A 21,139-nucleotide genomic window follows, 5' to 3' on the forward strand; every position below is an offset into this window, starting at 1 on the left:
CAGACGGCCTCTATAATAATCCTTCTATGGGCAGGATGGACAGGATTTTTGAAGTAACCCGTTTCCAGAATTTGGCTTCTGGTTCTTGTGCGTAAGTTCGTTTTTCGCTTGGGTCATACCAGTATAGTTTATTGTAATTGCCAAGCGTTACCTGATAGGCGTAGTTTGGGGTGGTCGTAACGAGGGTTCGCTGCATTTGGCCTGCGATTTCGGGGCTTTCGATGACGACACCCATTTCGGTATTGAGCCGTGCGGAGCGTGGGTCGAGGTTGAATGAGCCGATGAAAATTCGTTTCTCGTCCACGATGAATGTTTTGGCATGCAAGCTGGTGGCGGAGCTACCGGTCAAGCCGCGGTCTTTGGAGGTCGGAACGGCGTGGTTTGGCTGGAGCTCGTAAAGTTTGACACCGGCTTTAAGCAAGGGCTTGCGGTATTTGACGTAGCCGGAATGGACGGCGGCAACGTCGGTCGCCTGGAGGGAGTTGGTCAGGACGGTAACGTCTACGCCGTTGTGAATCAGCTTTTCTATGGCCTTAACGCCCGATTTTGTGGGTACAAAATAGGGCGAGACAAGGTAAACGCTTTTTTCGGGTTGCTTGAGGGCATCTTGCAGGCGTTCGGAAATAGGCGGTTTATGCCGGTCACGGTCTAAGCCTTTGGCCGGGTCGTCGCTGATCAAGCGTGTGCTGACGCTTTGCCATTCCATAAGGTTGCTCTGCATTTTTTGATAGAGGTTGGAGTGTTCGATGCTTTGACGGTAGCGGATGAGCGTTTGGTTTTTATCTTGGTCGGTATAATCGAGCTCTGCCAATCCTTTTTGCAGGTTTCCCCGTTTGATGATGCTGGTCGCATTGTAGGCGGAATGGCTTGCCCAATAGCGGTCGAAGTCTTGGGAAACTTCGGTTACGACGCGGCCTGTGGCGAGGATGTCGAGGTCGGCAAAGATGGTATCGTCGTTAACCTTAAAATATTCGTCGCCGATATTGCGTCCGCCCAAAATGGTGGCACGGTTGTCGGCGGTAAACGATTTGTTGTGCATTCGGCGGTTAAGTCGCGGAAAGTCGGCAACGTAGCCGAGTGCACGCCATTTTCTGAAAATAAAGGGATTAAACAGACGTACTTCGATATTGGGATGATTGTCGAGTGCCAGTAGGAGATCATCCATGCCGTTGGTGTTGTTATCGTCCAGAAGCAAACGCACACGGACGCCGCGTTCGGCCGCGCGATGAATTAGGTTGAACAGAAGCTTGCCGGAGATGTCGTTGTGCCAGATATAGTATTGCAAATCGAGGGTATGGTCGGCGGATTCAATCAGGGCGGCACGGGCGACAAAGGCTTCATGGGCATCGTTCAGCAGATAGATATGGGAAATATCGGCCTTGGAGGGAGTAGAAGGAATACCTAAGGCGCTGTCCAGTCGCGGCGTTGAAGGGATGTCAAGATAACTGCTTTGGGTGCGTTCGTCCAATGACGGCAAAAACGCGGCGCAACCGCCCAATAGCAGGGTATAAAGAAGAGGAAGATGAAATTTCATGGGAAACCGGTACAAACAATCCCTACCTAAATGACATTTAGGCAGGGATTGAATTGAAATTAGGTTGCTTGAATCAGCTTAGAAGGCAACATAATTTGCCGGATTGACCGGTTTGCCGTTTTGACGGATTTCAAAGTGCAACTGAGTGCGGGATGCATCGGTATTACCCATGTGCGCAATGGTTTGACCGCGTTTCACGGTTTGGTTTTCATTAACCAGCAGGCGTTGGTTGTGGCCGTATGCGCTCAAGAATGAGGAGTTGTGTTGGATGATGACCAAGTTGCCGTAACCGCGCAAGCCTGAGCCTGCGTAAACGACTTTACCGTCTGCCGCTGCAACAACAGGCTGGCCTTGCGTACCGGCGATATCCACGCCTTTGTTGCTGCCGCCGAAGTTGGCAATAACGTTACCGGTAGTCGGACGTTGCCATGTGATGCCGCTGACGTTGCGGCTGCTGCCGGTAGATACGGTCGGTGTATTGGCAGGAGTGCTTGAAGTGGGAGCAGTGGTTGTAGTTGTTGGAGTAGAAGGTTTGCTTGCAGAAGCTGCAGGTGCAACGTAGCCTTCAGGTTTCACGCGCAGGGTTTGACCAACGCTGATGGTGTTGTCGGCCAGGTTATTCCATGCACGCAGATTGTCTTGGGTAATGTTGTAGCGTTTGGAGATGTTGTAAACGGTATCACCGCGAACGACGGTATGTGTCGCTGCATTAATATCGACAGGCGCATAAGAAGGCGTGTAAGTGCCGGTGCTGCCGCTGTTGTACGTTGGCGCAGGTGTACTTGCCGGCGGAGTGTATGGCGCATCTGCCGCAGGGCTAGTGTTGGTATTGTAAGGCGCTGCACCGTAAGGATTGTCAGCGGTAGAGCTTGTTGTTGAACCACCGCTTTGTGTGCCGACGACTACAGGAGCCGGTTGTTGGCTGGCACAGGCTGCAAGTAATAAAACCAAAGCTGCCGATCCGGCATAAGATACACTTTTTTTCAACATGTTAATGACTTTCGTATTCGGGTAATTGTTCTCGTCGGGGCATATCATAATAAAAATATGCTTGTTTCTCAAGTGTTCGGCTGTTAGGGACTGTTAAGGCGCAGGGATTTCTGACCAAAAGGAAGCGGTTTGCTCCATTTGTCCGTAGGCAGTCAAATCGACTTGCAGGGGGGTAATCGTGATGAAGCCGGACGCGCATTCGCCAAAGTCGGTACCTTCTTCGCTGTCAGAAACATCGCCGACCGGCCCAATCCAATAAATTTGTTCGCCACGTGGATTATACATGGGAACAATGCTTTGTTCATGATGACGACGGCCGAGCCGTGTAATTTTTATGCCTTGGATATCCTCAGGTGCGACGGCAGGGATATTGATGTTCCATAAGATGGGTTTGGAAATAGGGCGTTTGAGAAAGTAGGAAAGCAGTATCCAAGCGGCTTTTTCTGCAGTTTCCCAATAACGGCTGCTGGAATCGGCAAGCGAAAAGGCAATAGCGGGAATGCCCATCAGATAAGCTTCCGTTGCGGCAGCAACCGTACCGGAATAAAGCGTATCATCACCCATGTTTGCCCCGTTGTTAATGCCGGATAAGACTAAGTCGGGTTTGAAGTCGGCAAGGGCATGCTGACCGACATGAATGCAGTCGGTGGGTGTGCCGTTAACATAGTAAAACCCGTTTTCCGCCTGTTTCAGTTGTAAAGGACGGTCTAAAGTCAGGGAATTGCTGACGCCGCTGCGATCGCGTTCGGGCGCAACTACCCTGACATTGGCAAATTCTGCACATACTCTTGCCAAAACTGCCAAACCGGGCGCAAGATAACCATCGTCGTTTGAGATTAATATGTTCATGTGACAATATTGTGTCTATCGGTAAGATGGGCGGTATTGTACTGGTTTGCTTGAGCGATTGTCCATGAATCGGCAACGTTTGGGCGGAAAGGATAATAATGAAACATTATGAATTAGACCCCAAAGCTTTATTGGGCGGCGTGATTGCTTCAGACGGCAATCAGGAGATTGTTCAGCTTTCACTGCAGAAAAATAATGAAATTCCGGCATATGAGGCAGATGCGATTATTTTGCTTTTGGTTTTAAACGGCAAAGCCGAAATCAAAACGGTGGACGAAGTTTTGCAAACCGAAGGCTTACAAGTTATCCGTCTTGAGCCGATGGAAGCACACAGCATTCGCGCGTTGGCCGATAACACCAATATTTTGGTTATCAAACAATTGATTCATGAAACCGGTCTCAGCAAACGTTTGAGATTTGGAAGTTGCTGTCTGTAATGGCAATAAAGGCCGTCTGAAAAGTTTCAGACGGCCTTTTTAAAATCAACTAGATTTATTTCAAACCTTTTTTCACCAAATCTTCATAACCGCCATGGTTGGTTACGTTGGTGTAGCCGGCTTTTTTCAGCTCAGTCAGCGCAGCTTCTGCTCGGCGGCCGCTGCGGCAGTAGAGGTTTACCGGTGCGTTTTTATCCGGGCTGACGGATTTGATGCGGTCAACGATTTGGTCATGCGGAATATTGAGCGCACCTTGCAAATGGCCTTCTTTAAATTCTTCGGCAGAGCGGACATCAATCCAAACGCCTTTTGCTTTTGCAGGTTGTGCCGCGCTTTTTTCAACTTTAGGCATAGAGGCTGCGGAAGCGGCCAAAGGAGTGGCAATAGCGGCGGCAAAAAGTACGGCGGTCAGCAGTTTCTTCATGGTTCAATCTCCTATTAGACAGAAAACAATATGATAACTTTATCAGTTTAGCATTTCATCAGGCCGTCTGAAAGGGGAGTCGGCTTTCAGACGGCCTGATTTTACAAACCGATTAGCGTTGGGTTTCTACTGCTTCCAAAGCGCGTAAAGCGTATGTATAAGCGGCACCCGCATTCAGGGCGATAGCAGTGGCCAATGCGCCGGCGATTTCACTTTCGGTTGCCCCAGCTTTGGCTGCGGCGGCTGCATGCACGCTGATGCAGCTTTCGCAACGCGTGGTAATGGCAACGGCAATGGCGATCAGTTCGCGTGTTTTGGCATCCAGTGCTTCGGCAGCGGCTGCTTGATCCAGTGCGCCGTAGGCTTGCAGCATTTTAGGATGGTTTTTACCCAGTTCGCCGAATGCTTTTTTTACCAAGGCGGTATGTTCAGGCCAGTCTTTAAACATGATATGTCCTTTCTTAATGTGAGTGGATAAGATAAAAAATCCTATCCGTTTGTGTTTGGTGTGTGTATTATTGCAATAATTGGAAGAATAAAATCGTCAAAACATCTCATTTATTGGTAAAAAACACTATGGATATTTTGGATAGGCTGGTCGAATTGGCGCAGGTAAAAGGCAGCGTGGATGTTCAATGTCTTTTTCGGGGGGAGTGGTATGTGCGGCATGAGCCAAAGCGTGCGCATGGTTTGGTGCATATCGTAACTGCCGGTTCGGGTTATATCCGAATTGATGGGGAGCAAGAGGCAAGGCTGCTGAGTGCGGGGGATGTCATTTTTTTCCCGCGTAGTGTAGGGCATACTTTGAGCAGCGATAGCAGTTGTGAAAATCTCGGCGTCAACGTGCTGACGAGTGAAAAAGGCGCATTTAAAGTCAAGCAGAGTCATGCAGGAGGCGATGCGGCTTTGCATCTTTTCTGCGCGCGGTTTGAATATGAAGCGCAGGCAGATATTATGGTGGGGCTGCCTGACACAGTTTTGCTGAATATCAACCATCCTTCTTTACAGTATTTGGTGGCATTGTTGCAGTATGAGAGCGGTCAGGCTTTGTCCGGCTCGGTAGCGGTTGTGAATGCATTGGCTTCGGTGTTGCTGGTATTTCTACTTCGAGCCAGCCTGGAGAAAAATGGGGAAGCGCAATTAAGCGGTTTGCTGAATGGTTGGCAGGACAAACGCCTGCGGAATTTGCTTCAGGCAGTAGTGGATAAGCCGGAAGAGGAATGGAATATCGAGAAAATGACCGCGATTGCCAACTTGTCTCGCGCCCAGTTAATGCGTGTATTTAAGCAGCAGACGGGAACAAGCCCGCATGCCTTTGTAAACAGTATCCGCTTACAGCAGGGGGCATTATTGTTGAAACAGACGGCAGATTCGGTTTTATCGGTTGCGCTCTCGGTCGGTTTTCAATCGGAAACGCATTTTGGCAAGGCATTTAAAAAGCAATATGGGATATCGCCGGGGCAATATCGTAAAAGTGATCGCGCTGATGAAGCAGCAGTACAAGCGGAAGAAATGCCGATTTATTTTATTTGAACAGATGATAAAAGGCCGTCTGAAAGTGTAAAAATGAAATCTAGGATTTCTAAAACACTTTTCAGATGGCCTTAATTTTAAAATGCGTCAATCAGACGGGATTAGTCCAGTTTTTTGAAATGACGGCGACGTTCCAATTCGCTCAGGTAGCGTTTACGCAGGCGGATGGATTGTGGCGTGATTTCAACCAGTTCGTCATCGTCGATGAACTCAACTGCACCTTCCAAAGTCAATTTGATCGGCGTAGTCAGGCGCACGGCTTCATCTGTACCGCTGGCACGGACGTTGGTCAGTTTTTTGCCTTTCAGAGGGTTTACCACCAAGTCGTTATCACGGCTGTGGATACCGATAATCATGCCTTCGTAGACTTTATCGTTTGGAGAAACGAACATACGGCCGCGGTCTTCCAAGTTCCACAGGGCGTAAGCAACAGCTTCACCTTGCTCTTGAGAAACCAGTACGCCGTTGTGTCGGCCGGGCATATCAGGTTTAACCGGAGCATAGTCGTCAAAAACGTGGCTCATCAAGCCGGTACCGCGGGTCAAGGTCATAAATTCACCTTGGAAACCGATCAGGCCGCGTGCAGGAATATGGTATTCCAAACGTGTACGACCGTTACCGTCGCTTTCCATATTGGTCAATTCGCCACGGCGGCGGCCGAGTTCTTCCATGACCGCGCCTTGGTTTTCATCCGGCACATCCACAGTCAGGTTTTCGTAAGGCTCGCATTTTTGACCGTCAATTTCACGGAATACCACGCGCGGTTTGCCGACTGCCAATTCAAAGCCTTCGCGGCGCATGTTTTCCAACAGAATGGTCAGGTGCAATTCGCCGCGGCCAGACACGCGGAATACATCAGCGTCGGCAGTATCTTCAACACGCAGGGCAACGTTGGTCAGCAATTCTTTTTGCAGGCGGTCGCGGATTTGGCGCGAAGTCACGAATTTGCCTTCAGTACCGGCCAAAGGAGAAGTGTTGACCATAAAGTCCATGGTCAGGGTCGGCTCGTCCACGCTCAACATCGGCAAGCCTTTGGGATTGTCTTTGTCGGTAATGGTTACGCCGATACCGATGTCTTCAATGCCGGAAATAATCACGATGTCACCGGCTTCAGCTTCTTCCAAAGGTACGCGTTCCAAGCCTTGGAAACCCAATAGTTGGTTGATACGGCCTTGGGCAACTTGTTCTTCATGATTCATAACGGCAACGACTTGGCCGGGTTTGATGCGGCCGTTCAGGATGCGGCCGATACCGAGGCGGCCGGTGTAGTTGTCATAGTCCAGTTGGGAAATTTGCAGTTGCAACGTTTCGTCCGCGCTGCCGCTTGGTGCAGGCGTATGTTTTAAGATGGTCTCAAACAGAGGACGCATATCGTTGCTCTCGTCGGTTTCTTCCAATTTGGCAAAGCCGGACAGGCCGGAAGCATAGACGATAGGGAAGTCCAATTGTTCGTCGGTTGCGCCCAGGTTGTCGAACAATTCGAATGTTTGGTCGATAACCCAGCTTGGACGGGCAGACGGTTTGTCGATTTTATTGATGACGACGATCGGTTTCAGACCCAAAGCCAAGGCTTTTTTGGTCACGAAACGGGTTTGCGGCATAGGGCCTTCTTGTGCGTCAACCAACAGTACGACGCAGTCAACCATGCCCAATACACGTTCCACTTCGCCACCAAAATCGGCGTGTCCCGGGGTATCTACGATGTTGATATGGTAGCCTTCGTATTCGATGGCGGTATTTTTAGCGAGAATGGTAATGCCGCGTTCTTTTTCAAGATCGTTGCTGTCCATGACGCGTTCTTCGACTTGCTGGTTGGAACGGAATGTACCGGACTGGCGCAGCAATTGGTCAACTAATGTGGTTTTGCCATGGTCGACGTGGGCGATGATGGCAATATTGCGGATTTGTTTCATGATAATTTATAAGGTTTAGCTGGTTGCTTAAAAAAAAGATAACTGGCAATTATAGCACGATTCGCAAGTGATGACAGAATGGGTGATTCAAAAAAATCAGGCAAAAGCAGTTGAGAATAATTCATAATTAAATTTGATTGATTTTGCCGGATTATTTGCTTTTATTTATGGTTAACGAATGTAAATGTTTTTGAATAATGCAATGGATTCTTAATACCAATGTCAAAAAATTGTTATTAAAAACAGGGGATTAATTTTTCAGACGGCCTTTTAGACGGGTTAAATTTTTTGATAATTGTTTGTATTTTAAATAGAAAATTTGTCAAAAGTGCTACTTGTGCATACAATTACCTCATTCCATAACAACACACGAATCTTCATTTCGTGATTATCAACTTTTAAAAGAAAGAGAAAGAATTATGCAAGGCAACCAAGCAGTTATTGATTACATGAACGAATTATTGTCTGGTGAGTTGGCTGCTCGCGACCAATATTTTATCCACTCTCGCCTGTACTCTGAATGGGGTTACACCAAACTGTTCGAACGTTTGAACCACGAGATGGAAGAAGAAACCACTCACGCCGAAGACTTCATCCGTCGTATCCTGATGTTGGGCGGTACGCCTAAAATGACCCGTGCCGAACTGAACATCGGTACTGACGTAATCTCTTGTCTGAAAGCAGACTTGAATACTGAATACGAAGTACGCGATGCGTTGAAAAAAGGCATCAAATTGTGCGAAGAAGCTCAAGACTACGTTACCCGCGATTTGATGATTGCCCAACTGAAAGACACTGAAGAAGATCACGCTCACTGGTTGGAACAACAACTGCGTCTGATCGAATTGGTCGGCGAAGGCAACTACTACCAAAGCCAACTGTAATCTAGCGTATAACATACAAGGAGCTGAATATGAAAGGCGATCGCTTAGTTATTCGCGAGCTGAACAAAAACTTAGGTTTGTTACTGATTACCATTAACCAATACTTCCTGCATGCCCGCATTTTGAAAAACTGGGGCTTTGAAGAATTGGGCGAACACTTCTTCAAACAATCCATCCGCGAAATGAAATCCGCAGACGATTTAATCGAGCGTATTTTGTTCTTGGAAGGCCTGCCTAATCTGCAAGAATTGGGTAAACTGTTGATCGGTGAATCTACCGAAGAAATCATTGCCTGCGATCTGAAAAAAGAGTATGAAAAACATGATGCTCTGGTTGCAGCCATCGCTCTTGCAGAAGAGCAACAAGACTACGTCAGCCGTGATTTGTTGGAAAAACAAAAAGACATCAACGAAGAACACATCGACTGGCTTGAAACTCAGCAGGAATTGATTGGCAAAGTTGGTTTGCCAAACTACCTGCAAACAGCGGCGCAAGAGGACTAAAACACAAACCACTGCCAAATATAGCAGTCCCTGCTCCCATCAACGGCATATCTTTACGGATATGCCGTTTTCTTTTATAGAAATGCTTAAAGGCTGTCTGAATGTTCAGACGGCCTTGATTTTATATCGCTTTTAAACGGTACAGATAAGTAGTTTCCTTGTTTCTGGCAAATGCCAAAGGATCAGATTCATCTATTGCTTTTTTGTGTTGCGGTTTGGTTTTCAAAATATCGACTACATTGAGCGAGGCCGTCTGAAAGCATTGGTTTAGAAAGTCTTTATCGCGCAAATGCAAGTGTTCTGCCAAATCTGAAATAATCAGCCAGGCTTCACCGTTTAGATTTAAGTGCTTGCGTACGCCATTGAGGAACGCAGTCAGCATGGCATGATTGGGATCGTAAAGGGCAGTCTCAATAGCGGAGGTTGGTTTTGCCGGCAACCAAGGCGGATTGCAGACGATAAGGTCGGCGCAACTTTCAGGAAATAAATCAATCGATTGAATACTGACAGCTTTATCCAAGCCTAAGCGTTCGAGGTTTGCTGTGGCGCAGGCAAGTGCTTTGGGGTTGGTGTCTGTGGCAATGATGTCGGGTATGCCTCGCTTGGCCAAAATTGCGGCAATAACGCCTGAGCCGGTGCCGATGTCAAAGGCCGTCTGAATATTGGGAGCGAGTGGTGCTTGGGCGATTAAATCCAAATATTCGCCACGTAGGGGAGAAAATACGCCGAAAGGAACATGGATTTTTCCGTCTAGCTGCGGAATGTCTATGCCTTTTTTGTGCCATTCGTGCGCACCGATAAAGCCCAGTAATTGATTCATCGGCAAGAGAAATGGTTTGTCGTTTGGTGTGTCGTAAACATCGTACAGGGCGGCGTAGATATCGGGTGCACGCGCATTGTCCAGTTGAAAATTCGGTTGGATTTCGACGGCAAGCATATTGAGCAACCGGCTTTGTTGCGCTTGTTTCATACGGTGGGCATGAAAGGCCGTCTGAATATCGGTAGGTACGCCTTTCTTTTTTTCAGACGGCCTGCGGATACGTTTTTTCATTGCGGCCAAGACTTGCTTGGCATTGTGAAAATCGCCAGTCCAAACGGTTGCAGTTTGCGCGTGGGCATTTTTTAAGATTTCTGCTGCGCCTGCTTCTTGTATGTAAACCGCCTGCTTAGGCGGCTTTTGTGTGCTTTCGTTGCGCCATTCAATGTTGGAACGGTCGGTAGAGATGGTGTGGAGCATAGTGTGTTTCAAATCGGGGAAATAGGGGATTAGTTTACTATATTTAGGATGTGTTCGGTTTTAGAAGAGCTTTTAATAGTTTAAATTAGACAAAATGTATAAAAATTTCTCATTTTTTAAAATTTATACCAATATTTTGATAAAAATAGATTGTCGTTTTGTCTAAAATGAGTATAATGCAAAACCAGAACACAATAATCTTAATCAGATTTGGACAAGGAACATCATGCAATTAGACATTGACCGTTTGGTTGCCTATTTTGGCGGCGTAAATGCGCTGGCCGAAGCCCTGAAACAGCACGACCCGGAAAATGCTGCAACCACTGCGGCTATCTACAAATGGCGTACACGCGGTTCTCTGCCTTTAGCACAGTTGCAAAAACTGACCGCTTTGGCGGAGGCACAAGGCAGACCGCTTGATTTGAATGCTTTTTTACAAAAAAACGAATCTCTGGAGAGAACAGAAATGACACAAACCAACCGCGTTATCATTTTCGATACCACTATGCGCGACGGCGAGCAGTCGCCCGGTGCGTCCATGACCAAAGAGGAGAAAATCCGCATTGCCCGCCAGTTGGAGAAAATGGGCGTGGATGTGATTGAGGCGGGTTTTGCCGCCGCGAGTCCGGGCGATTTTGAATCGGTTAATGCGATTGCCAAAATCATTACTAAATCTACAGTTTGCTCATTGGCGCGTGCCGTTGAAAACGATGTGCGTAAAGCAGGCGAAGCTGTTTCCCCTGCTCCGAAAAAACGTATTCACACTTTTATCGCCACCAGCCCCATCCACATGGAGCACAAACTGAAAATGAAGCCGCAGCAGGTCATCGATGCGGCGGTCAAAGCGGTGAAAATTGCCAAAGAATACACTGATGATGTGGAATTTTCTGCCGAAGACGCAGTGCGTTCGGATTTGGACTTCCTTGCCAAAATCTTTACGGCGGTTATCGAAGCGGGGGCGACTACTATCAACATTCCCGATACTGTCGGCTACTCCATCCCTTCCGTATGGTACGAGCGTATCAGCAACATCATCAAAAGCGTGCCCAATGGAGACAAAGTAGTTTGGTCGACCCACTGCCACAACGACTTGGGTATGGCGGTTGCCAACTCGCTGGCCGCTGTTCAGGCAGGCGTGCGTCAGGTGGAATGTACCATCAACGGCTTGGGCGAACGCGCGGGCAATGCCAGCCTTGAAGAAATCGTGATGGCGTTGAAAGTGCGTCATGATTTGTTTGGCTTGGAAACTGGCATCGATACCACGCAAATCGTGCCGGTATCCAAACTGGTGTCCACCATTACCGGCTATCCGATTCAGCCAAATAAAGCAGTAGTTGGTGCAAATGCCTTTGCACATGAATCAGGCATTCATCAGGACGGCGTGTTGAAACACCCTGAAACCTATGAAATCATGACTGCCGAATCAGTTGGCTGGTCAACCAACCGCCTGACTTTGGGTAAACTCTCCGGCCGTAATGCTTTCAAAACCAAGCTGGCAGATTTGGGTATTGAGTTGGAAAGCGAAGAGGCGTTGAATGCGGCATTTGCACGCTTCAAAGAGCTGGCGGATAAGAAACGCGAAATATTTGATGAAGACCTGCACGCTTTGGTGTCTGACGAAATGGGCAATATGAATACCGAAAGCTACAAATTCATTTCCCAAAAAATCAGCACTGAAACCGGCGAAGAGCCGCGCGCCGATATTGTGTTCAGTATTCGCGGTGAAGAAAAACACGCTTCCGCTAGCGGCTCGGGCCCTGTTGATGCCATCTTCAAAGCCATTGAAAGCGTAGCACAAAGTGGCGCAACCTTGCAGATTTACTCTGTCAATGCGGTAACTCAAGGTACAGAAAGCCAAGGCGAAACTTCCGTCCGTCTGCAACGTGGCGACCGTGTGGTCAACGGCCAAGGTGCGGATACCGACGTATTGGTGGCAACTGCCAAAGCCTATTTGTCTGCGCTGAGTAAATTGGAATTCGGCCAAGCCAAGCCAAAAGCGCAAGGCAGAGGCATGATTTAATGCTTTGAACAAGTAAAGGCCGTCTGAAATCGTAGTGATATGTTTCAGACGGCCTTTTTTATTTGGTCAAAAAATAGTTTGTTTATTGAAGTTTAAGCAGTCGGTCTTGTTCGACAGACAATACGCCGTTTATTTTTTTGAAATAGGCAATGGTATCTTCAATATTGGTCTTGGAAGATGGACGGATAGCAATACCGTGCAGGTTTTTGTATTCGTAAACCAAAGTTGCACCGGAGGTTTTCACTGCTTTTAGCAATGGCGCGGAACCGGTTTGGTCATCATAAAAGATAATCAGGTTGCCGGTAGTATCTTGGGCTTGTTGCTGAGATGGAATGGTAGTTGATTGAGCGGGAATGTTTGGGCTTTGGCAGGCACAAAGCAGGGTGGTGAGTAGGACGAATACTAGGGCTTTCATGGCATTAATTCAATTTGATAAAAGACTAAGGCCGTCTGAACAATCGTAAAACGAAATCAAAGTTTCCATTTACAACGTTCAGACGGCCTTTGTCAGTTATGGTTATGCTTCAGGCAATTCCATGACTAGAACGGTTTGTTCTTGTTTGGCACGGAAAGCAGCCAATTTTTCAGCCAATTCAGGATTTTCGTTGGCCAAAAGTGAAATGGCAAACAGCGCTGCATTGGCGGCACCGGCTTCGCCAATGGCAAATGTGGCAACAGGAACGCCTTTGGGCATTTGCACAATCGAAAGCAGGGAGTCTTCGCCGCGAAGATATTTGCTGGGAACGGGAACGCCCAAGACGGGAACTGTGGTTTTGGCAGCGACCATGCCCGGCAAATGCGCTGCGCCGCCCGCTCCGGCAATGATGGCTTTGATGCCGCGTTCACGTGCGGTTTCGGCGTATTCAAACATCAAATCAGGCGTACGGTGTGCCGAGACGACACGAGCTTCGTATTCAACGCCGAATTCTTTGAGAAATTGTGCTGCCTGCTGCATCACCGGCCAATCGCTGTTGCTGCCCATAATAATGCCGACTTGGATCATGAAGAGTTCCTTTTGTTTGAATGGATTAAGGATAAAAAATATTCAGACGGCCTTAAGGATGACAAGGCCGTCTGGACGTTTATCTTTGTTTCAGGCTAATTGCAGCGCGTTTTGCCGCTTCGCTGTTGGGGAAGCTTTGCATCAGTTTGCGCCATGTGCTGCGGGCAATGTCTTTTTGTTGCAGTTTGTATTGGCACTGGCCGATGCTGTACATGGCGTCAGGGGCTTGCGGGCTGTTGCGGAATCGATTCGCATAGCGGTTGCCGATTTCGATAACGGATTCGCAGTTGCCCAGACGCTGTTGGCTTTGGAGGAGCAGGTACATATTGCGGCGGGCAATTTCGCTGCCGTTGCCGCCATCTGCCTCTTTCAAAATGGCTACTGCGGCGGAGAAGTTGTTACGCTGATAGTATTTTTGCGCCTGATTATAAAGGCGCAGCTCGTTTTGTGCGGCTGAGTCTGTTTCAGACGGCGCGCCGCCGCCATTGGCCAAATAGTTCATTTTCAGCTTGCGGTCGTCCAATCGTTGGGCTTTAGGTTTGGAAGCCGCAGTAGTCGGACGTTTGATGTTTCGTTGTTGTTCCAATGTGTGCAAGCGTTGATTTAATTCTTCAACCGTGCGTTCCAGTCGGGCGATTTGTATGCCCAAGTGGTCAATCTGGGTTTGTGCGTCCAAGCGTGGATAGGGGATATTTTTTTCATGCAAAGGCTCACGCGGAATATCCGGCAGGACAAAGTTCGGATTGTCGGCAGGTTGGGGAGGATGGAAAACGGCGCATGATGCGGCCAATAGAGTAAGCGGCAAAAGAAACAGGGAATGTGATAATGTTTTCATCGGATTGTGTTGTTTTATTTTTTTAGTAGCAGTGTCAAACCGTCGCCGATAGGCAGGGTAATGGGAATAATGCGTGTATCGTGCGGCAAATTTTGGTTGAAATGGCGCAGGATATCCAAGCTGGGCGGATCGTTTTCGGCAGCTTCATTCATGACGCGCCCACCCAATAAGATATTGTCGATGGCAATTACACCGCCACTCCGTATCAGTTGCAAACAGCGTTCAAAATATTTCGGCGTAGGCGGTTTATCGGCATCGATAAGTGCCAAGTCGTAGCTTTCTGATTCGCCTTGCGCAATCAAGTCGTCCAAAGTCAGCAAAGCCGGTTGCAGATGAAGCGAGATTTTATGCGCTATGCCTGCTGCCTGCCATGTTTCGCGGGCAATATCGGTAAAGGTTACATTGATGTCGCAAGCCGTGATTTTGCCATCTTCGGGTAGGGCGAGCGCCATGGCAGTGCTGCTGTAACCGGTAAAGACACCAACTTCCAAATATTTTTTAGCATTCAATAACTTGGCCAACCACACCAACATGGCTGCCTGCTCTTGGGCGATGGCCATCTTTCCCAGACGATGTGATTGGGTACGCTCACGCAATGCGGTCAAAACGGGATGTTCGTGCTGACCGATGCTGTTGAGGTAATGTTGTAATGCCGGATCGGTATTGTGCGTGTTGGTCGTCATGCCGATACGGGATTAGTCTTGGTAGTAGGTGTAGGGTTTTTTGTTGACTTTGGCCGCTTCAAATTCGGCCTGCTCTGTTGGATTGAGGGTTACATCCCACAGTAAATGGCGGTTTTCGAGGCGTTGCGCTTCTAATTCGGGATGGTCGGCCATGAGTTTGTCGAGGAATTGGGTAGCTTCGGATTTGTAGTGGTACATGATGTTCTTCTCTGCCTGAATCGTTGTCAGACCGTCATTATAGCCGATATTTTTTGCCAATACGCTAATTAATCGAACTTCCATAAGGTATAATGGCACGTCTTTTTTAGGCCGTCTGAAGCCTTTGCTCAATGTTTTGCCCTTTCTGCGGCAGAATATTGTGCAAAGGCTTAAGCCAGACAAGTTTCAGACGGCCTTTTTTATTGTGAAAAGAGCTGCTTATGTTAAAAAAATGGCTGCATAAAGTGTTGCCTAAAAAACACGTCAAGTCGTTGCCCGAAAAGGAGATTATTCCGCTTGAGCAACACGGTATCCATGCGGATATGTTGAGCTTTGCCGCTGAGAAAATTGCCAAACGCCTGCATGAAGCCGGTTTTCAGGCTTATGTTGTAGGGGGAGCCGTTCGGGATTTGTTGCTCGGGGTTGAACCCAAAGATTTTGATATTGCAACTGATGCCACACCGGAGCAAATCCGTAAAATATTCCGCCGCAGCCGCATTATCGGCCGGCGCTTTCAAATCGTTCATGTGATGATTGGCCCTGAAACCATCGAAGTAACGACGTTTCGCGGTGGCGATAAGGTTCAGCAAAATGCGCAAGGCCGCATTATGAAGGACAATACTTACGGCAGCATTGAAGAAGATGCCATGCGCCGCGACTTTACTTGCAATGCGCTGTATTACGACCCGATTAAAGAGGAGATTTGGGACTTCCATCAGGGCGTGGCTGATGTTGCCGATAAAAAATTGGTGATGATAGGCGACCCTGCCGAACGCTATCAGGAAGATCCTGTCCGTATTCTTCGCGCCGTCCGTTTGTCGGGCAAATTGGATTTTGAAGTGGAAGAGCAAACGGCTTTGCCGATTGCTGAATATGCAGGTCGTCTGAAAAATGAGCCGGTGGCCCGTCTTTTTGATGAAATTCTGAAAATCCTGTTTTCCGGCTATTCTCGTGCCTGTTTGAAACGGCTAAATGAGTTGGGTATTCCCGAAGGCATCCATCCGCTTTTAGATGCCTTGAAAACTGCCGAAGCGGCCGACAAACGTATGATTATGTTGGCCTTAAAAAATACCGATGAGCGTATCCGTGCGGATAAGTCCGTTTCCGTAGGTTTCGTATTGGCGGCGGTATTGTGGCCGACACTAAATGCTATGTGGCAACGCAATCTAAGCCATGGACAAAAACCTGTCCCTGCATTGATGGATGCGATGAACACCATGCGGGATACAGTGGAGAAAGGTTGGGGCGTACCGCAACGATTTTCTGCAACCATGCGTGAAATTTGGCAATTTCAGCCGCAATTTGACAATATGCGTGGCGCACGCCCGTATCGCCTGCTATCGCAAGCCCGTTTCCGTGCTGCTTATGATTTTCTGATTTTGCGTAGCGAGGTTGGCGAGGTTGATAAAGAGATGGCTTCTTGGTGGACAACTTTCCAACATGCCGATGAGGAAACCCGTCAGCAAATGACTGCGGCCAATGAGTACAAACGTCAGAAACAAAGTGGCTCAACCGATGGCAAACCCAAACGTCGCCGCCGCCGTCCGAAAAAGAAAACCACTGAGGCTGAATAAATTATCAAAATAAATTTAAGGCCGTCTGAAACGATTAAATCTTTTGAGATTTGGTTTTCAGACGGCCTTTTTGTATTGCAATAAAAAACCGCAGGTCTTTCAACCTGCGGTTTGCTTTTATGATTTGTTTTCTTCGCTGTCTAGGAAGCTGCGGAGGCGGTCGCTACGGGTTGGGTGGCGCAGCTTGCGCAGTGCTTTGGCTTCGATTTGACGGATACGTTCACGGGTTACGTCAAATTGTTTGCCGACTTCTTCCAAAGTGTGGTCGGTATTCATATCGATACCGAAACGCATACGCAAAACTTTGGCCTCGCGCGGCGTCAGGCTTTCGAGGATTTCTTTGGTTACTTCGTGCAGGCTGGTGTACATCGCAGCTTCTGCCGGTGCAACGTTGTTGGCATCCTCGATGAAGTCGCCCAAGTGCGAATCGTCGTCATCGCCGATAGGGGTTTCCATGGAAATCGGTTCTTTGGCGATTTTCATGATTTTGCGGATTTTGTCTTCCGGCATTTCCATCAGCTCAGCCAGTTTGGCGGAATCTGGCTCTTCACCAGTTTCTTGCAGGTATTGGCGCGAGATACGGTTCATTTTGTTGATGGTTTCAATCATGTGAACCGGAATACGGATGGTACGTGCTTGGTCGGCGATGGAACGCGTAATCGCTTGACGGATCCACCATGTGGCGTAAGTCGAGAACTTGTAGCCGCGGCGGTATTCGAATTTGTCTACCGCTTTCATCAGACCGATATTGCCTTCTTGAATCAAATCAAGAAACTGCAAGCCGCGGTTGGTGTATTTTTTGGCAATGGAAATAACCAAACGCAAGTTGGCCTGAATCATTTCCTGTTTGGCGGCTGAGGTTTCTTTTTCACTCAACACCATGTTTTTGTTGATTTCTTTCAACTCTTCGATGGAAATGCGGGTTTCGGCTTCCATATTGGCCAGCTCGGCTTGTTTTTCGAGGATGGCGTGGCGGAAACGATCCAACGCATTTGCCCATACACGGCCTTTGGCTATTTCTTTTTCAACCCATTCCAAATCGGTAATAGCAGGCAGGAAGTTTTCGATGAAGTAGTCGCGTTCCATACGTACGCGGTCGATGCAGATATCGCGGATTTCACGCTCAAGTTTGCGGATGTTTTCAACGCGGCTGCGCAGGCTGCTGCTCAGATTTTCGATTTGACGTGTGGCGAAACGGACTTCCAACAGTTTGTTGGCAATGGCATCGCGGTGTTTCAAGTAGTTGGCGTGCAGGCTGCCGTATTTTTCCAACTGCTTGATCATTTTGCCGTATTCGCTCTCGATAAAGGCGAAGTGTTCCAAAACTTTTTGTTTCAGTTCGGCCAAATGGGCGGCGGATATAGCTTCAGAGTCGCCGCCGGAGTCGTCTTCATCTTCCTCGTCGCCATCTTCATCATCGCTATCGGCTTCGCCTTCTTCGTCATCAGGTTTGGCATTTTCCAAATGACCTAAGCCTAATTCGTTCAACAAGACTTCATTAGGGTCGATGATGGCTTCAACGACTTCATCCACACGGATTTCGTCGTTGCGGACTTGTTCGATCAACGCCAGAATTTCGGCAATCGAGCCCGGGCAGGCGGAGATTGCCTGCACCATGTTTTTCAGTGCATTTTCGATTTTTTTAGCGATGATGATTTCGTCTTCACGTGTCAACAGATCGACTTGACCCATTTCACGCATATACATACGCACAGGGTCGGTAGTGCGGCCAAATTCTGAATCTGCGCTGGAGAGTGCTGCTTCGGCTTCTTCAACGGCATCGTCGTCGGTCATGGCGGCGGCGTTGTCGCTCAAGAGGATGTCTTCAGCATCAGGAGCTTGCTCGGTTACTTGGATGCCCAAGCCGGAAATCATGCTGACGATGTTGTCGATTTGTTCGGCATCGGACATATCGTCGGGCAGAGCGTCGTTAATTTCAGAATAAGTGATGTAGCCGCGTTCTTTACCCATAATAATGAGTTGGCGCAGACGCGCGCGCTGCTCTTCGATACTCAAGGGACGGTTGTCATCTTGGTCTTGGTATTCTTCGTAGTTTTGGTTTTTAGACATGGATTGCTCTCTAGGTTGATAGGATGCCGACGGTTTACGGTGATGTGGCCGTACCTGAAGGCGGAGCAGAGCTTTTTGTTGTGAAATCAGATTTCACTTTAATACTCTGAGGCTGTCTGAAAATATTACGGATGGAGTGTTCTGCGTGTCATGCTTCGCAGCGTGTGTTTAGATTGTTCAGACGGCCTGAGGGGTTAGTTTTGCTTTGCCGTCAAAAGTGACAGCAATAGTTTTTTTTCATTTTCGGTCAAACCAGTTTGAATACTTTTTTGCTTTAAAGTTTCGATTTGACTGTATTTTAATTCATTTAACAACTTTTTCATGCCGATTTGGAAACTTTCGCAATCTTCTTCATTATCCCCTTCCATTTCTTCAGAATGAAGGGTCGATAAAAAGATTTGATTGACGGTTTCCTCATAGGGCGAACCGCGCATGTATTCAAGCACTTGTGCGGTTGCAGGAGTCGTATCGTGATGCTTGATTGTTTCGGCCAGATTGGCAAGGCAGGCAAAGTCACCGCTTAAAGCCAGATAATCGGGCAGGTCTATATATGAAGCCCAAGCCGGATTTATCAAGAGGCTGCGTATCTGTCTTTGAACCAGTGTCAGCATGGTTGGCTGTTTGACAGAAATAGGCGGCAGTTTGTAACTTTTTTGTTTGACGTGCCGCTTTGGCGTTTCTTGTCCGAGTAATTGGGCGAGGTTGTCCGGGTCAATGCCTACGAGCTCGCTGAGTTTTTGTTTCAGAAGATAGCCCAATGCCGGCGCGGTAATCTGAGCTAAGAGCGGAGAACTGGTTTTGACCAATTCTGCTTTGCCTTCTTGCGTATTGAGGTTGAGGCCGTCTGAAAGATGTTCCCAAAAGTATTCGGATAGAGGCTTGCTTTGGTTTAACAAGGCATCTTCAAATTGCGTCTTGCTGTAGGCGCGAATGTAGCTGTCTGGGTCGTGTTCTTCGGGTAGGAATAGAAAATGCAGCGATTTATCGTCTTTTAATTGTGGCAACGCATTTTCCAGCGCGCGCCAAGCCGCTTTACGTCCCGCACTGTCGCCATCGAAACAAAAATAAATACTGTCGGCCTGACGCATCAGGATTTTGACGTGTTCCGCTGTGGTTGCCGTACCTAAAGCCGCTACGCCGTAGCCGACGCCGAACTGCGCCAATGCGACCACGTCCATGTAGCCTTCGACCACCAAAATCCGTCCTGCCTCTTTTACGGCAGCACGTCCTTCATACAGCCCGTAAAGGTTTTTCCCTTTATCGAACAAAGGAGTATCGGGAGAGTTTAGGTATTTAGGTTTGGAGTCGTCCAACACCCTACCGCCAAAACCAATTACCTGCCCACGCGGATTACGGATAGGGAACATAATCCGATGGCGAAAGCGGTCGTAATGTTTGCCTTCGTTGTCAATGACCATGCCCGTATCCACCAATGCAGTATTAGGATAGGGTTGGAACACTTGCGCCAAAGGCTGCCAACCGTCAGGCGCATAGCCCAAACCATAATGCGCGATGACTTCCGCACTCAAGCCGCGTTTGTCCAAATAAGCCTTCGCTGCCGGATTGAATTTCAACTGTTGCGCATAAAAATCCGCTGCCGCTGCCGTCGTTTCTTCCAAAGTCTGTTGTTTTTTCTTACGTTCGGCACGGATTTCGGGATTGTCTTCCTGCCCGCGAACTTTAGGCACCGTCATACCGACGCGATCAGCCAAAAACTGCACCGCCTCCGGAAACGACAGCCCCTGATGTTCCATCACAAAACCAATCGCCGAACCATGCGCCCCGCAACTGAAGCAATGGTAAAACTGCTTGGTCGGGCTGACCGAAAACGATGGCGTCTTTTCCTTATGAAACGGACAGCAGGCCATATAGTTCGCCCCGCCTTTCTTCAGCGGAACCTGCTCGTCGATAATATCGACAATATCGACTTTGGACAAAAGCTCGTCAATGAAATCAGATGGAATCATGGCTCGGCAGAAGAGGATGGACGGAAAATATTTCAGACGGCCTTATAAACAGACAAAGGCCGTCTGAAAATGGAATTTCGAATGAGGGTTGAAATGAGTTTTGTATTATAGCAAATTGTTGTCATACATGTAGAGTATTGGGGAAGGGATTCCAATTAGAGCATGTTGCGTGAGGTGAATTGTTGGGATGATTCGTTATGGAGAGCTTCTTTGCGGTATTGAAGACGGAATGTTTCTATCAGCAGGGAAAATGGACTGTGTACGAATTGATGAAACAGATAGATGATTATATGAACTACTACAATCGGGAATATTGCAGTTTGAAATTGAAAAGCTGAGTCATGTCACATACAGAACCCAGCTTGCACTGAATTTCTGAATAGGTTTTTATCAGACATCCAAGATTTTAGGGCTATTTCATTTCATCCTTACTCCGCCTTATTTAAACAAGACGTCTATACCTTCTTCTCCAACCTCCAAGCTCG

Annotated in this window: 20 protein-coding genes; 6 read left to right on the top strand and 14 right to left on the bottom strand. The window is 48.0% G+C overall.

Annotation, left to right across the window (positions count from 1 at the left end):
* Nucleotides 1-10 precede the first annotated feature (10 nt).
* The 3 genes from HMPREF3022_RS01330 to surE all read right to left on the bottom strand — a co-directional run bounded on the left by HMPREF3022_RS01330 (nucleotide 11) and on the right by surE (nucleotide 3,373).
* Nucleotides 11-1,534 (bottom strand): phospholipase D family protein, encoded by a 1,524-nt coding sequence (locus HMPREF3022_RS01330; RefSeq protein WP_049330803.1) that lies wholly within the window; start codon nucleotides 1,532-1,534, stop codon nucleotides 11-13.
* A 78-nt stretch (nucleotides 1,535-1,612) separates the two neighbouring features.
* Complete coding sequence (locus HMPREF3022_RS01335) at nucleotides 1,613-2,524, bottom strand: peptidoglycan DD-metalloendopeptidase family protein (RefSeq protein ID WP_049330804.1); 912 nt, start codon at nucleotides 2,522-2,524, stop codon at nucleotides 1,613-1,615.
* Nucleotides 2,525-2,617: 93 nt separating this feature from the next.
* Nucleotides 2,618-3,373: a 5'/3'-nucleotidase SurE gene (gene surE / locus HMPREF3022_RS01340; RefSeq protein WP_049330805.1), complete on the bottom strand. Its 756-nt coding sequence runs from the start codon at nucleotides 3,371-3,373 to the stop codon at nucleotides 2,618-2,620.
* Nucleotides 3,374-3,471: 98 nt separating this feature from the next.
* On the opposite strand from surE, the gene HMPREF3022_RS01345 reads away from it, so the two are divergent.
* Nucleotides 3,472-3,810, top strand: coding sequence for a cupin domain-containing protein (locus HMPREF3022_RS01345; protein ID WP_004520298.1), 339 nt, complete (start codon nucleotides 3,472-3,474; stop codon nucleotides 3,808-3,810).
* Nucleotides 3,811-3,865: 55 nt separating this feature from the next.
* Here HMPREF3022_RS01345 and HMPREF3022_RS01350 read toward each other — a convergent pair whose 3' ends face one another.
* Together HMPREF3022_RS01350 and HMPREF3022_RS01355 are read right to left on the bottom strand one after the other, a co-directional pair.
* Nucleotides 3,866-4,234: a rhodanese-like domain-containing protein gene (locus HMPREF3022_RS01350; RefSeq protein WP_003686323.1), complete on the bottom strand. Its 369-nt coding sequence runs from the start codon at nucleotides 4,232-4,234 to the stop codon at nucleotides 3,866-3,868.
* A 112-nt stretch (nucleotides 4,235-4,346) separates the two neighbouring features.
* Complete coding sequence (locus HMPREF3022_RS01355; RefSeq protein WP_003686488.1) at nucleotides 4,347-4,682, bottom strand: carboxymuconolactone decarboxylase family protein; 336 nt, start codon at nucleotides 4,680-4,682, stop codon at nucleotides 4,347-4,349.
* A 128-nt stretch (nucleotides 4,683-4,810) separates the two neighbouring features.
* Between HMPREF3022_RS01355 and HMPREF3022_RS01360 the strand changes: the two genes are divergently transcribed.
* The gene (locus HMPREF3022_RS01360) at nucleotides 4,811-5,767 is read left to right on the top strand and encodes a cupin domain-containing protein (protein WP_049330806.1); all 957 of its coding nucleotides are present in this window, start codon (nucleotides 4,811-4,813) and stop codon (nucleotides 5,765-5,767) included.
* A gap of 101 nt (nucleotides 5,768-5,868) precedes the next feature.
* Here HMPREF3022_RS01360 and typA read toward each other — a convergent pair whose 3' ends face one another.
* Nucleotides 5,869-7,680, bottom strand: coding sequence for a translational GTPase TypA (gene typA, locus HMPREF3022_RS01365; protein WP_049330808.1), 1,812 nt, complete (start codon nucleotides 7,678-7,680; stop codon nucleotides 5,869-5,871).
* A 419-nt stretch (nucleotides 7,681-8,099) separates the two neighbouring features.
* Here typA and bfr (HMPREF3022_RS01370) point away from each other — a divergent pair, with 419 nt between their 5' ends.
* Both bfr (HMPREF3022_RS01370) and bfr (HMPREF3022_RS01375) read left to right on the top strand, forming a co-directional pair.
* A complete protein-coding gene (gene bfr / locus HMPREF3022_RS01370; protein WP_004520304.1) occupies nucleotides 8,100-8,564 on the top strand; it encodes a bacterioferritin in 465 nt (154 codons plus the stop codon).
* 29 nt (nucleotides 8,565-8,593) lie between these two features.
* Nucleotides 8,594-9,067, top strand: coding sequence for a bacterioferritin (bfr, locus tag HMPREF3022_RS01375; RefSeq protein WP_003680736.1), 474 nt, complete (start codon nucleotides 8,594-8,596; stop codon nucleotides 9,065-9,067).
* Nucleotides 9,068-9,188: 121 nt separating this feature from the next.
* Here the strand turns inward: bfr (HMPREF3022_RS01375) and HMPREF3022_RS01380 are convergent, their stop codons facing one another.
* The gene (locus HMPREF3022_RS01380; RefSeq protein WP_049330810.1) at nucleotides 9,189-10,304 is read right to left on the bottom strand and encodes a methyltransferase; all 1,116 of its coding nucleotides are present in this window, start codon (nucleotides 10,302-10,304) and stop codon (nucleotides 9,189-9,191) included.
* A gap of 226 nt (nucleotides 10,305-10,530) precedes the next feature.
* On the opposite strand from HMPREF3022_RS01380, the gene HMPREF3022_RS01385 reads away from it, so the two are divergent.
* Nucleotides 10,531-12,324, top strand: a complete 1,794-nt coding sequence (locus HMPREF3022_RS01385) for a 2-isopropylmalate synthase (protein ID WP_049330811.1) — start codon at nucleotides 10,531-10,533, stop codon at nucleotides 12,322-12,324.
* A gap of 82 nt (nucleotides 12,325-12,406) precedes the next feature.
* On the opposite strand, the gene HMPREF3022_RS01390 is transcribed toward HMPREF3022_RS01385, so the two are convergent.
* From HMPREF3022_RS01390 to HMPREF3022_RS01410, 5 genes are all read right to left on the bottom strand, one after another.
* Nucleotides 12,407-12,739, bottom strand: a complete 333-nt coding sequence (locus tag HMPREF3022_RS01390; RefSeq protein WP_070765027.1) for a hypothetical protein — start codon at nucleotides 12,737-12,739, stop codon at nucleotides 12,407-12,409.
* A gap of 102 nt (nucleotides 12,740-12,841) precedes the next feature.
* Nucleotides 12,842-13,327, bottom strand: a complete 486-nt coding sequence (purE, locus tag HMPREF3022_RS01395; protein ID WP_049330815.1) for a 5-(carboxyamino)imidazole ribonucleotide mutase — start codon at nucleotides 13,325-13,327, stop codon at nucleotides 12,842-12,844.
* A gap of 79 nt (nucleotides 13,328-13,406) precedes the next feature.
* Nucleotides 13,407-14,162, bottom strand: coding sequence for a tetratricopeptide repeat protein (locus tag HMPREF3022_RS01400; protein WP_049330819.1), 756 nt, complete (start codon nucleotides 14,160-14,162; stop codon nucleotides 13,407-13,409).
* 14 nt (nucleotides 14,163-14,176) lie between these two features.
* Nucleotides 14,177-14,845 (bottom strand): class I SAM-dependent methyltransferase, encoded by a 669-nt coding sequence (locus tag HMPREF3022_RS01405; protein ID WP_049330820.1) that lies wholly within the window; start codon nucleotides 14,843-14,845, stop codon nucleotides 14,177-14,179.
* 12 nt (nucleotides 14,846-14,857) lie between these two features.
* Entirely contained in the window at nucleotides 14,858-15,043 is a 186-nt protein-coding gene (locus HMPREF3022_RS01410; RefSeq protein ID WP_049330830.1) for a DUF3460 family protein, read from the bottom strand.
* Nucleotides 15,044-15,264: 221 nt separating this feature from the next.
* Here HMPREF3022_RS01410 and HMPREF3022_RS01415 point away from each other — a divergent pair, with 221 nt between their 5' ends.
* A complete protein-coding gene (locus HMPREF3022_RS01415) occupies nucleotides 15,265-16,617 on the top strand; it encodes a polynucleotide adenylyltransferase PcnB (protein WP_049330821.1) in 1,353 nt (450 codons plus the stop codon).
* A gap of 117 nt (nucleotides 16,618-16,734) precedes the next feature.
* Here HMPREF3022_RS01415 and rpoD read toward each other — a convergent pair whose 3' ends face one another.
* Together rpoD and dnaG are read right to left on the bottom strand one after the other, a co-directional pair.
* Nucleotides 16,735-18,687, bottom strand: coding sequence for an RNA polymerase sigma factor RpoD (gene rpoD / locus HMPREF3022_RS01420; protein ID WP_049330822.1), 1,953 nt, complete (start codon nucleotides 18,685-18,687; stop codon nucleotides 16,735-16,737).
* Nucleotides 18,688-18,881: 194 nt separating this feature from the next.
* Entirely contained in the window at nucleotides 18,882-20,654 is a 1,773-nt protein-coding gene (dnaG, locus tag HMPREF3022_RS01425; protein ID WP_049330824.1) for a DNA primase, read from the bottom strand.
* Nucleotides 20,655-21,139: the final 485 nt, after the last annotated feature.

Origin of the sequence: Neisseria sp. HMSC065C04, assembly GCF_001815375.1 — a bacterium.
GTDB lineage: Bacteria > Pseudomonadota > Gammaproteobacteria > Burkholderiales > Neisseriaceae > Neisseria > Neisseria flavescens_D.

Coding starts and splice junctions, on each gene's coding strand:
- HMPREF3022_RS01330 (WP_049330803.1), bottom strand. CDS start 1,534: ATGAAATTTCATCTTCCTCTTCTTTATACCCTGCTATTGGGCGGTTGC.
- HMPREF3022_RS01335 (WP_049330804.1), bottom strand. CDS start 2,524: ATGTTGAAAAAAAGTGTATCTTATGCCGGATCGGCAGCTTTGGTTTTA.
- surE (WP_049330805.1), bottom strand. CDS start 3,373: ATGAACATATTAATCTCAAACGACGATGGTTATCTTGCGCCCGGTTTG.
- HMPREF3022_RS01345 (WP_004520298.1), top strand. CDS start 3,472: ATGAAACATTATGAATTAGACCCCAAAGCTTTATTGGGCGGCGTGATT.
- HMPREF3022_RS01350 (WP_003686323.1), bottom strand. CDS start 4,234: ATGAAGAAACTGCTGACCGCCGTACTTTTTGCCGCCGCTATTGCCACT.
- HMPREF3022_RS01355 (WP_003686488.1), bottom strand. CDS start 4,682: ATGTTTAAAGACTGGCCTGAACATACCGCCTTGGTAAAAAAAGCATTC.
- HMPREF3022_RS01360 (WP_049330806.1), top strand. CDS start 4,811: ATGGATATTTTGGATAGGCTGGTCGAATTGGCGCAGGTAAAAGGCAGC.
- typA (WP_049330808.1), bottom strand. CDS start 7,680: ATGAAACAAATCCGCAATATTGCCATCATCGCCCACGTCGACCATGGC.
- bfr (WP_004520304.1), top strand. CDS start 8,100: ATGCAAGGCAACCAAGCAGTTATTGATTACATGAACGAATTATTGTCT.
- bfr (WP_003680736.1), top strand. CDS start 8,594: ATGAAAGGCGATCGCTTAGTTATTCGCGAGCTGAACAAAAACTTAGGT.
- HMPREF3022_RS01380 (WP_049330810.1), bottom strand. CDS start 10,304: ATGCTCCACACCATCTCTACCGACCGTTCCAACATTGAATGGCGCAAC.
- HMPREF3022_RS01385 (WP_049330811.1), top strand. CDS start 10,531: ATGCAATTAGACATTGACCGTTTGGTTGCCTATTTTGGCGGCGTAAAT.
- HMPREF3022_RS01390 (WP_070765027.1), bottom strand. CDS start 12,739: ATGAAAGCCCTAGTATTCGTCCTACTCACCACCCTGCTTTGTGCCTGC.
- purE (WP_049330815.1), bottom strand. CDS start 13,327: ATGATCCAAGTCGGCATTATTATGGGCAGCAACAGCGATTGGCCGGTG.
- HMPREF3022_RS01400 (WP_049330819.1), bottom strand. CDS start 14,162: ATGAAAACATTATCACATTCCCTGTTTCTTTTGCCGCTTACTCTATTG.
- HMPREF3022_RS01405 (WP_049330820.1), bottom strand. CDS start 14,845: ATGACGACCAACACGCACAATACCGATCCGGCATTACAACATTACCTC.
- HMPREF3022_RS01410 (WP_049330830.1), bottom strand. CDS start 15,043: ATGTACCACTACAAATCCGAAGCTACCCAATTCCTCGACAAACTCATG.
- HMPREF3022_RS01415 (WP_049330821.1), top strand. CDS start 15,265: ATGTTAAAAAAATGGCTGCATAAAGTGTTGCCTAAAAAACACGTCAAG.
- rpoD (WP_049330822.1), bottom strand. CDS start 18,687: ATGTCTAAAAACCAAAACTACGAAGAATACCAAGACCAAGATGACAAC.
- dnaG (WP_049330824.1), bottom strand. CDS start 20,654: ATGATTCCATCTGATTTCATTGACGAGCTTTTGTCCAAAGTCGATATT.